General features: G+C 66.9%; 1 protein-coding gene. It reads left to right on the forward strand.

Annotated elements, in window-relative coordinates:
* The coding region (locus I6F37_RS42105; RefSeq protein ID WP_225154685.1) for a cytochrome d ubiquinol oxidase subunit II at positions 1–251 on the forward strand (251 nt) is incomplete at its 5' end.
* Between the last annotated feature and the right edge of the window lie 163 nt (positions 252–414).

The following is a 414-nucleotide window of genomic DNA, read 5'->3' on the forward strand; positions in this document are numbered from 1 at the left end:
TCGGCAAGCTGTGCTGGCTGCCGTTCGCGCTGGTGATCGCGGTGTTCCTGCTTGGCGCGCTCGGCCTCGCATACAGCCTGTACCCCGACGTCGTGATCGACCGCCTCACGTTGTGGCAGGCCGCCAGCGCCACCGAGTCGCTGGTGGTGATCGCGATCGGCTGCGCGGTAGCGGTGCCGGCGATCGTGGGCTACACGATCTTCGCGTACCGGGTGTTCTGGGGAAAGGCGCGCGCACTCGACTACGCCTGACGCCATAGGGAAATCGAGAGCGCTCGCCGCTCAATGATGGAATAGCATTCCATCATGACTTCCGGGGGCCTGCCTTCCAGATCGCTTGCCGCCTCGGCACCGCGGACCGGACCGTCCTCGAACGCGCGTCGCTTGCGGCGCCTGGCCTGGAACCTGCTTCCGC

The organism is Bradyrhizobium sp. NBAIM08 (assembly GCF_020193935.1).
Taxonomy (GTDB): Bacteria; Pseudomonadota; Alphaproteobacteria; order Rhizobiales; family Xanthobacteraceae; genus Bradyrhizobium; species Bradyrhizobium yuanmingense.